The sequence below is a fragment of the Xenophilus sp. genome (genome assembly GCF_044462705.1).
Classification (GTDB): domain Bacteria; phylum Pseudomonadota; class Gammaproteobacteria; order Burkholderiales; family Burkholderiaceae_C; genus Xenophilus; species Xenophilus azovorans.
The window spans coordinates 1-8,602 of record NZ_JBIQNC010000197.1; the positions used below are offsets into that span (position 1 = coordinate 1).

The window sequence follows — 8,602 nt, forward strand, 5'->3', positions numbered from 1 at the left end:
AACTGCACATCGCGCGCGTCCGGGCCCGCGTGGCCCGGGGCGGCCACGACATCCCCGAGGCCAAGATCCGCGAGCGCTGGCCCGCCGCGGTGGCCAACCTGATCGCCCTGCTGCCGCACCTGGCCCAGGCGCAGCTCTACGACAACAGCATCACCGTGGCGCCGGGCCAGCCCGTGCCCGACCCGCTGCGCGTGGCCGTGATCGAGCGCGGGCGGCTGGCCTGGCCGGCGATGGACGACGTCGCCGCCCTGCAGCGCGTGCCCGACTGGGCCAAGCCGGTGGTGGCGATGGCAGGCATGGCGGCCCCGGACGCGCATACGCCCGGTATCGGTCATCCGTAAACGGCGTCGCGGACACCACATCAAGCGGCCGCGGAGCAGGCCATGCCAGTGCACCCGCGGGACCGGCTTGGCCGGACCGCTGGGTGCGCCCCTTGAGGGGGATGGGGCTTCCACACGCAGTGAGGAAGCCCAAACGGGGTGGTTCAGTTCAATGCACGAAGCCCATGCCGCGCGCCTCGCGCACTTCGGGCTTGATGCGGTGCTCCGATTCGAGCTGCTCGATGAACTCGTCGGCCGAGAAGTCCGCCGCCAGGATGTCGGCTTGGCGCTTCACCGCCGCGAAGTCGCCGGGCGCGAGCTGGTCCAGCCGCGCCAGCCGCGCGCGCAGCGCCGGCGTCATCGCCGCCGCGTCGCCGCCCAGCGCCTCGGTCACGAACATGCGCTCGCGCTGCTCGGCGGTGAGCGGCATGAACTTGATCTTGAAGGTGAAGCGGCGCAGCGCGGCCTGGTCCAGCCGCTCCATCAGGTTGGTGGTGCAGACGAACACGCCGCGGTAGCGCTCCATGCCCTGCAGCATCTCGTTGACCTCGGTGACCTCGTAGGTGCGCTGCGCGCCGCGCCGGTCCTGCAAAAAGGAATCGGCCTCGTCCAGCAGCAGCACGGCCTGCTCGGCCTCGGCCTCGCGGAACATCGCGGCCATCGCCTGCTCGGTTTCGCCGACGTACTTGCTCATCAGGTCGCTGGCCTGCTTGATGATCAGCGGCCGGCCGATGGCGCGCGCGATGTGCTCGGCCAGCGCCGTCTTGCCGGTGCCGGGCGCGCCGTAGAAGCACAGCGTGCCGTGGCCGCGCGCCTTCAGCGCCAGGGCGATGCGTGGGATCGGGAAGCGCGTCTCGACGTGCAGCATGTCCAGGTCCCAGGTCGTGACCTGCAGCCGCTCGCCGCGCGTGCGGCCGGCGGTGTTGCCCAGCGCAAGGTCGGCGTTGCGCAGCTGGCGTTCGATGAGCGACTCGGCCGAGGCGCCCTCGCCGCCGGCCAGCCCGGCGAAGCGCACCGCGGTGCGGATCTGCGCCGGCGTCAGGCCCTTGCGCTCGGCCAGCTGCGCGGCGAAGGCCTCGGTGACGGGCACGCCTTCCAGCGCCTTGCGCACGATCTGCTCGCGCGCGCCGGGCGGCGGCGACTTCAGCTCGAGGTGGTAGGCGAAGCGCCGGCGGAAGGCCGGGTCGATCTGCTCGATGCGGTTGGTGACCCACAGCGTGGGCACCGGGTTGGATTCGAGGATCTGGTTGACCCAGGCCTTGCCGCTCACGCTGCCCGACATGCCGCCCGAGGGCGCCGCGATCTGCTCGGCGCGCGCCATGAACTGCGCCGCCTCGGTGCTGATCGGCGGGAACACGTCCTCCACCTCGTCGAACAGCAGCGCCGCCTGCGCGCTGCCCTTGAGGAAGACCTGCGCGATCTGCAGCGAGCGGTAGCGGTCGCGGCCGCTGAGCGAATTGCCGTCGCGGTCGGCGTACTCCACCTCGTACAGCTCCAGCCCGGCAGCCTGCGCCACCACCTTGGCCAGCTCGGTCTTGCCGGTGCCGGGCGGGCCGTAGAGCAGCACGTTCACGCCCGGCTCCTTGCGCGCCACCGCGGCGCGCAGCAGCGTCACCAGCATCTGCGCGTCGTCGGCGACGAAGGCGAAGTCCTGCTCCGTCAGCGCGCTCTTGCTCGACGGCCGCGTGAACACCGCCATCAACTCGCTCTCGTCGCGGTACTCGCGCATCAGCACCGGCGGCAGCTTCTCGCTGACCTTCATCAGGTCGGCCAGGTCGGTGATGTTGTGCTCGGAGATCAGGTTCTCCACCAGCCCGATGCGCTCCAGCCGCGAGCCGGCGCGCAGCGCCTCGCCCACCTCGCTGGCGCTCACGCCCGCCACCTCGGCGATGGCGGCGTAGGCCTCGGGCGCGTTGTTGACCTTGAACTCCACCAGCAGCGAGCGCAGGTCGCGCTGGTAGCGCGCCAGCGTGCCGTACAGCAGCAGCGCGCGCTCGGCCTTGTTGAGCTGCAGCAGGCCGGCCAGAGCGTCGATGTTCTTCTCGACCAGCGTGCTCTGCTTGCGCAGCATCTGCGTGAGCCAGTCGCGGGTGACCGAGAGCACCAGCAGCAGGTCCTTGGGCTGGTCCTTCGCGTACTCGTCCAGGTAGAAGAAGATCGTGCCTTCCTCGTAGGGGCCGCGCCACACGCCGTGGCGCTCCAGCAGCGTGCGGTTGTCGAGCGACTCGACGCCCTTCCATACCTCGTTGCCGGCGCAGCGGCGCGCCAGGAACTCGCGCAGCCGCTCCAGCACCGAGCCCGGCCAGACCATGTGGCGCCCGGTGAGCGAGAGCAGGCCGTTCAAGTCGCGCCGCACGTTGAACTTGGGGCCCTGCTTGGCCGCCAGCGTCAGCACGAAGTGCGAGCACATCAGCTCCAGCACGGGCGCCTCGCGCAGACCGGGCGAGGGCAGGGCCTGCCCGCGGGACAGTGCGCTGAGACCGTCGACACCGGAACGTTTGCCCATTCGGAACCCTCCAGGAAACTGTGCGGCCGTGGGGACCAGCCGTGCGCCACCATAGCGCAACCCATAGGCTTGTGGAAGCCGGGACCAGAGGAATAACCCTGAGTGTGTCGCAAGCCTCACAATGTCGCGCATGGTGGACATCGACGACGTTGAACGCGCCGCCCGGCGGCTCGAAGGGCAGGTGCTGCGAACGCCCTGCGTGGAATCGCGCACGCTCTCGCAGATCGTCGGCGCGCAGGTGTTCCTGAAGTTCGAGAACCTGCAGTTCACCGCCTCCTTCAAGGAGCGCGGCGCCTGCAACAAGATGGCCCAGGTCGCGCAGGCCGGCGCCGGGCAGGGCGTGATCGCCATGTCGGCCGGCAACCACGCGCAGGGGGTGGCCTACCACGCGCAGCGGCTGGGCATCCCGGCCACCATCGTCATGCCGCGCTTCACGCCGGGCGTGAAGATCGAGCGCACGCGCGGCTTCGGCGCGCGCGTGGTGCTGCACGGCGACTCGCTGGAGGCGGCGCGTGCCCATGCCGACGAACTGGCGGCGTGCGAGGGGCTGGCCTTCGTCCATCCCTACGACGACGACGACATCATCGCCGGCCAGGGCACCGTGGCGCTGGAGATGCTCGACGAGGTACCTGACCTCGAGACGCTGGTGGTCTCGGTCGGCGGCGGCGGGCTGATCGCCGGCATGGCGGTGGCGGCGCGCGCGCGCAACCCGGGCATCGAGATCGTCGGCGTGCAGACGGCGCGCTTCCCGGCCATGGTCAACGCCGTCAAGGGCACGCACCACGAGGGCGGCACCAGCACCATCGCCGAGGGCATCGCCGTGGGCGCGCCGGGCGAGCGCACGCGCGAACTGATCGCCCGGCTGGTGGACGACCTCGTGCTGGTCGACGAGGGCGACATCGAGCAGGCGGTGCTGATGCTGCTGGAGATCGAGAAGACGCTGGTGGAAGGCGCCGGCGCGGCCGGGCTGGCGGCGCTGATCCGGCATCCGGAGCGCTTCCGGGGCCGGAAGGTCGGCCTGGTGCTCTCGGGCGGCAACATCGACCCGCTGCTGCTGGCCGCGATCATCGAGCGCGGCATGGTGCGCGCCGGCCGGCTGGCGCGGCTGCAAGTCAGCGCGCGCGACGTGCCGGGCTCGCTGGCCCGCATCACGGCCACCGTGGCCGAAGCGGGCGCCAACATCGACGAGGTGCACCACCAGCGCGCCTTCACCCTGCAGGCGGCGCAGAACGTGGACATCGAGCTGGTGCTCCAGACCCGCGGCCGCGAGCACCTCGCGACGGTGATCGATGCGTTGCACCATGCGGGATTCGAGGCAGGGGAAAAACGCTGACAGGGCCCGGCGGACCCCGGCTTGTAAAATTGATGCAGTTTCGAGAAGAACCGAGGTTCAGGAAGATGTCCCACCCCACCCCCGTCGAGCCGGGCCATGACGCCCAGGTCGAGCAGGACGCCGTCGAGGCCGTCGTGCCGTTGATCCCCATCGTGCTGCCCCTGGTCGGCGCCGTGATGATGCTGCTGCTGGCGTCGATCGCCGTCTATCTGGCCTGACGGACACCGGCGGGGCGCTTCATCGGCCCCGCCCCCGGCCATTTCTCCGAGCTGAAGACGTTTTCTCCAACGGCGCTTGCCCGCCCGTCCGGCGCGGCGTGAGCGTCGTTCGAAAAGACGACGTATTTTTCATCTCCAGGAGATTTCGATGAACGCAGCCGTGAAGGGGCTGGCCGTCCAGGCGCCCGTTGACGTCAAGAACCCCAAGCTGATCGCCTGGGTGGCCGAGATGGCCGCCCTGTGCAAGCCCGAGCGCATCGAGTGGTGCGACGGCAGCCAGGAGGAATACGACCGGCTCTGCCAGCAACTGGTCGACGCCGGCACCTTCCGCCGGCTCAACCCCGCCAAGCGCCCCAACTCCTACCTCGCCTGGTCCGACCCGAGCGACGTCGCCCGCGTGGAAGACCGCACCTTCATCTGCTCCGCCAAGAAGGAAGACGCCGGCCCCACCAACAACTGGATGGCCCCGGCCGAGATGCGCGCCACCCTGCAGCCGCTGTTCGACGGCTGCATGAAGGGCCGCACCATGTACGTGGTGCCCTTCAGCATGGGCCCGCTGGGCTCGCCCATCGCCCACATCGGCGTCGAGCTGTCCGACAGCCCGTACGTCGCGGTCAACATGAAGATCATGACCCGCATGGGCAAGGCCGTGTACGACGTGCTGGGCGCCGAGGGCGAGTTCGTGCCCTGCGTGCACACCGTCGGCGCGCCGCTGGAACCCGGCCAGAAGGACGTCGCCTGGCCCTGCAACAAGACCAAGTACATCGTCCACTACCCCGAGACGCGCGAGATCTGGAGCTACGGCTCCGGCTACGGCGGCAACGCCCTGCTGGGCAAGAAGTGCTTCGCGCTGCGCATCGCCTCCAACATGGGCCGCGACGAGGGCTGGCTGGCCGAGCACATGCTCATCCTGGGCGTGACCAATCCCGAGGGCCGCAAGTACCACGTGGCCGCCGCCTTCCCCAGCGCCTGCGGCAAGACCAACTTCTCGATGCTGGTGCCGCCCAAGGGCTTCGAGGGCTGGAAGGTCACCACCATCGGCGACGACATCGCGTGGATCAAGCCGCAGCCCGACGGCGCGCTGCGCGCCATCAACCCCGAGGCCGGCTACTTCGGCGTCGCGCCCGGCACCAACTACAAGACCAACCCCAACTGCATGGCGAGCCTGGACAAGGACGTCATCTTCACCAATGTCGCACTGACCGACGATGGCGACGTGTGGTGGGAAGGCATGGAGGCCGACGCCCCCGGCAAGGAACTGCCCGCGCACCTGACCGACTGGCAGGGCCGTGACTGGACGCCGCAGATCGCCCGCGAGACCGGCGCCAAGGCCGCACACCCCAACGCCCGCTTCACCGTGGCCGCCACCAACAACCCGGCGTTGGACGAGGCCTGGGACGACCCCAAGGGCGTGAAGATCGACGCCTTCATCTTCGGCGGCCGCCGCTCCACCACCGTGCCGTTGGTGACCGAGGCGCGCAACTGGGTCGAGGGCGTGTACATGGCCGCCACCATGGGCAGCGAGACCACCGCCGCCGCCGCGGGCGCGCAGGGCGTGGTGCGGCGCGACCCCTTCGCCATGCTGCCCTTCATGGGCTACAACATGAGCGACTACTTCCAGCACTGGCTCACGCTGGGCGACAAGCTCCAGGCCGCGGGCGCGAAGCTGCCGAAGATCTACACCACGAACTGGTTCCGCAAGGGCGAGGACGGCAAGTTCGTCTGGCCCGGCTACGGCGAGAACATGCGCGTGCTCAAGTGGATGATCGACCGCGTCGAGGGGCAGGGCCAGGGCGCCGAGCACGTGTTCGGCGTGAGCCCGCGCTACGAGGACCTGAACTGGACCGGCCTGGACTTCACCCGCACCCAGTTCGACAAGGTGACCAGCATCGACAAGGCCGCCTGGGAGGCCGAGCTGAAGCTGCACGCCGAGCTGTTCGAGCAGCTGGCGCATCGCCTGCCCAGCGAGCTGCCCGCCACCAAGGCCGCCATCGAGCAGCGGCTCGCCGCCTGATCCGGCGCGCAGGCAAAGAAAAAGCCGCCCGGATGGGCGGCTTTTTTCATGGGGCGCGGTACCGATCAGTAGTAGCGGCCGCTGTTCAGGCGCTGCATCGCCTCGTAGAGCGTCGGCATGGGCGCCGCCTCGATGCGGGCCGCCGGCTGGGCCGGGGCTGCCGGCGCGGCCAGGTCGTCCGCCGGCTGGGCGCGGGTGATGGCGGCCTGCAGGTCGTTCATCACGCGCGGGTCGCGCCGGGCGGCGGCCAGGAACTGCGCGTCGGCACGGGCGGCCGCGGCGCGGCGCTCCAGCGCACGCCAGCCGCCGACCACGCGGGCGGCGGCCGAGCCGGCAGCGCTGGCGAACAGCGCCAGGGCCAGGAAGCCCACGGCCCACAGGACCATCCAGCCGGCCAGCAGGCTGCCGTCGGCCCAGTTCGACACGAAGGTGTCGGCCACGGCGACCAGGGCAGCCACCAGCGCCGCCAGCAGGGCGGCGGCCAGGGCACGGGTGCCGCTGGTCTTGCGGCGGGCCTCGCCGACATAGGCGATGACCTTCTCGGCGCGCTCGACGCCGGGGTGTTGGAGCGGTTGATCGACGGAGACGAAATAAGAAGTCATGGTGCCCTCCAGTAGGACAGTGTGGAAACGCGATGACCAGATATTAGTGTTTACCCTAGTGTTTTCCAAATTTATATTCATGATGTAGTTCATTTATTCTGGTTATGGATGTCAACTTCCGCACGCTCGACCTGAACCTGCTACGGGTGTTCGACGAGGTGATGGCCGAGCGCAGCCTGACGCGCGCGGCGCGCAACCTGTCGATCACCCAGCCGGCCGTGAGCAACGCCCTGCGGCGCCTGCGCGAGGCGCTGGGCGACGAACTGGTGCGCCGCGCCGGCGCCGGCGTCGAGCCCACGCCCCGGGCGACCGCGCTGTGGCCGGTGGTGCGCGACGCGCTGCGCCAGCTGGAGCACTCGCTGGTGCCGGCCGCCTTCGAGCCGGCGCTGGCCGACAACGCCTTCACCCTGGCGATGGCCGACGCCACCGCCGCCGAGCTGCTGCCGGGCGCGGCGCGGCTGCTGGCCGGCGAGGCGCCGGGCGTGTCGCTGCGCGTGGTGCCGCTGACCACCCGCGACCCGCGGCGCCTGTTGGCGGAAGAGGAGGTGGACCTGGCGGTGGGCTACTTCCCGGCGGTGATGACCGACCTGACCGCCCGCGCCCAGGCCGGCGAGGCGGTGGCCTTCGAGACCCACCGGATGTACGTGGGAAGCTACGTGTGCGTGATGCGGCGCGGCCACCCGCTGGCCGACGGGCCGCTGACGCTGGACGACTACTGCGCCGCGCGCCATCTGCTGGTGAGCTTCTCCGGGCGGCCCTGGGGCTTCGTCGACGAGGCGCTGGCCGCCATCGGGCGCCAGCGGCTCATCGTGCTCACCGCCAACCAGTTCTTCACCGCCGGGCGGGTGGTGGCGACCTCGGACCTGCTGACCGTGCTGCCCCGGCACTTCGTCGACACGCCGGGCATGAGCACCGACCTGATCGTCCGTGAGTTGCCGCTCACTGTGCCGCAAGTGCACGTGGATGCGCTATGGCACCGGCGGCTGCACGGCGCGCCGGCGCATGTGTGGCTGCGCCGCATGCTGCTGCGCGTGGCGGGCGACGCCTTCGCGCGCTCACTCGATCCCGCAGACGGGACCGGGCGGGATTGAACGAAAAGGGAAACTCGTCCGGCGCGATTCAGCGCACGACGCGCAGCCAGGCGGCCGCGGCTTCGCGCAGCTCGTGCGCGTGGTACGGGTCCAGGCCCGCGCGCGATTCGGCGCTTTCGAGCAGGGCCGCCGCCGGGTTGGCGGGGGCGGCACCGGCCAGGGTGCGCGGGAAACGGAACATCAGCGAAAGCAGACTGAACATGATCTTGCATGGCACCCAGGCCACGCCGTCGTTATCGATGGACCATAGATTAAGGGTTATCCCTAGTTTTTACAGCCCCCAATCCATGCGGAACGTGCATGGGCAGCGCGCCGGCGGGACATGGGCCGTGCGGTTCCGCACGCGCCGGCGGCTCCCTGCCGGCCGCCTTAGACTGCCCCGACCATGAAGCTCCAGCTCCTGTCGGACCTGCACCTCGAAAACTACCCCGGGTTCCAGGCGGTGCCGGCACCGGGCGCCGACCTTCTGTTGCTCGCAGGCGACATCGGCTCCTACCAGGAGGGCTCGAAGCTGACCG

Annotated in this window: 7 protein-coding genes and 2 pseudogenes; 6 read left to right on the forward strand and 3 right to left on the reverse strand. The window is 70.2% G+C overall.

The window, feature by feature from the left end; genetic code table 11:
• Positions 1-341: pseudogene (locus ACIY1X_RS21695) on the forward strand (hypothetical protein); the annotation flags it as partial.
• A gap of 148 nt (positions 342-489) precedes the next feature.
• Here the strand turns inward: ACIY1X_RS21695 and ACIY1X_RS21700 are convergent.
• Positions 490-2,826: an ATP-binding protein gene (locus tag ACIY1X_RS21700; protein ID WP_399684616.1), complete on the reverse strand. Its 2,337-nt coding sequence runs from the start codon at positions 2,824-2,826 to the stop codon at positions 490-492.
• A 130-nt stretch (positions 2,827-2,956) separates the two neighbouring features.
• On the opposite strand from ACIY1X_RS21700, the gene ACIY1X_RS21705 reads away from it, so the two are divergent.
• From ACIY1X_RS21705 to ACIY1X_RS21715, 3 genes are all read left to right on the forward strand, one after another.
• Entirely contained in the window at positions 2,957-4,159 is a 1,203-nt protein-coding gene (locus ACIY1X_RS21705) for a threonine ammonia-lyase (RefSeq protein ID WP_399684618.1), read from the forward strand.
• 65 nt (positions 4,160-4,224) lie between these two features.
• Positions 4,225-4,377: a hypothetical protein gene (locus tag ACIY1X_RS21710; protein ID WP_169748369.1), complete on the forward strand. Its 153-nt coding sequence runs from the start codon at positions 4,225-4,227 to the stop codon at positions 4,375-4,377.
• A gap of 148 nt (positions 4,378-4,525) precedes the next feature.
• A complete protein-coding gene (locus ACIY1X_RS21715) occupies positions 4,526-6,391 on the forward strand; it encodes a phosphoenolpyruvate carboxykinase (GTP) (RefSeq protein WP_399684620.1) in 1,866 nt (621 codons plus the stop codon).
• A 65-nt stretch (positions 6,392-6,456) separates the two neighbouring features.
• Here ACIY1X_RS21715 and ACIY1X_RS21720 read toward each other — a convergent pair whose 3' ends face one another.
• Entirely contained in the window at positions 6,457-6,993 is a 537-nt protein-coding gene (locus ACIY1X_RS21720) for a hypothetical protein (RefSeq protein WP_038217647.1), read from the reverse strand.
• 104 nt (positions 6,994-7,097) lie between these two features.
• Between ACIY1X_RS21720 and ACIY1X_RS21725 the strand changes: the two genes are divergently transcribed.
• Positions 7,098-8,084 (forward strand): LysR family transcriptional regulator, encoded by a 987-nt coding sequence (locus ACIY1X_RS21725; protein ID WP_038217644.1) that lies wholly within the window; start codon positions 7,098-7,100, stop codon positions 8,082-8,084.
• A gap of 28 nt (positions 8,085-8,112) precedes the next feature.
• Here ACIY1X_RS21725 and ACIY1X_RS21730 read toward each other — a convergent pair whose 3' ends face one another.
• The gene (locus ACIY1X_RS21730) at positions 8,113-8,286 is read right to left on the reverse strand and encodes a hypothetical protein (protein ID WP_169748368.1); all 174 of its coding nucleotides are present in this window, start codon (positions 8,284-8,286) and stop codon (positions 8,113-8,115) included.
• A gap of 183 nt (positions 8,287-8,469) precedes the next feature.
• Here ACIY1X_RS21730 and ACIY1X_RS21735 point away from each other — a divergent pair.
• A pseudogene (locus tag ACIY1X_RS21735) lies at positions 8,470-8,602 on the forward strand (metallophosphoesterase); the annotation flags it as partial.

Coding starts and splice junctions, on each gene's coding strand:
- ACIY1X_RS21700 (WP_399684616.1), bottom strand. CDS start 2,826: ATGGGCAAACGTTCCGGTGTCGACGGTCTCAGCGCACTGTCCCGCGGG.
- ACIY1X_RS21705 (WP_399684618.1), top strand. CDS start 2,957: ATGGTGGACATCGACGACGTTGAACGCGCCGCCCGGCGGCTCGAAGGG.
- ACIY1X_RS21710 (WP_169748369.1), top strand. CDS start 4,225: ATGTCCCACCCCACCCCCGTCGAGCCGGGCCATGACGCCCAGGTCGAG.
- ACIY1X_RS21715 (WP_399684620.1), top strand. CDS start 4,526: ATGAACGCAGCCGTGAAGGGGCTGGCCGTCCAGGCGCCCGTTGACGTC.
- ACIY1X_RS21720 (WP_038217647.1), bottom strand. CDS start 6,993: ATGACTTCTTATTTCGTCTCCGTCGATCAACCGCTCCAACACCCCGGC.
- ACIY1X_RS21725 (WP_038217644.1), top strand. CDS start 7,098: ATGGATGTCAACTTCCGCACGCTCGACCTGAACCTGCTACGGGTGTTC.
- ACIY1X_RS21730 (WP_169748368.1), bottom strand. CDS start 8,286: ATGTTCAGTCTGCTTTCGCTGATGTTCCGTTTCCCGCGCACCCTGGCC.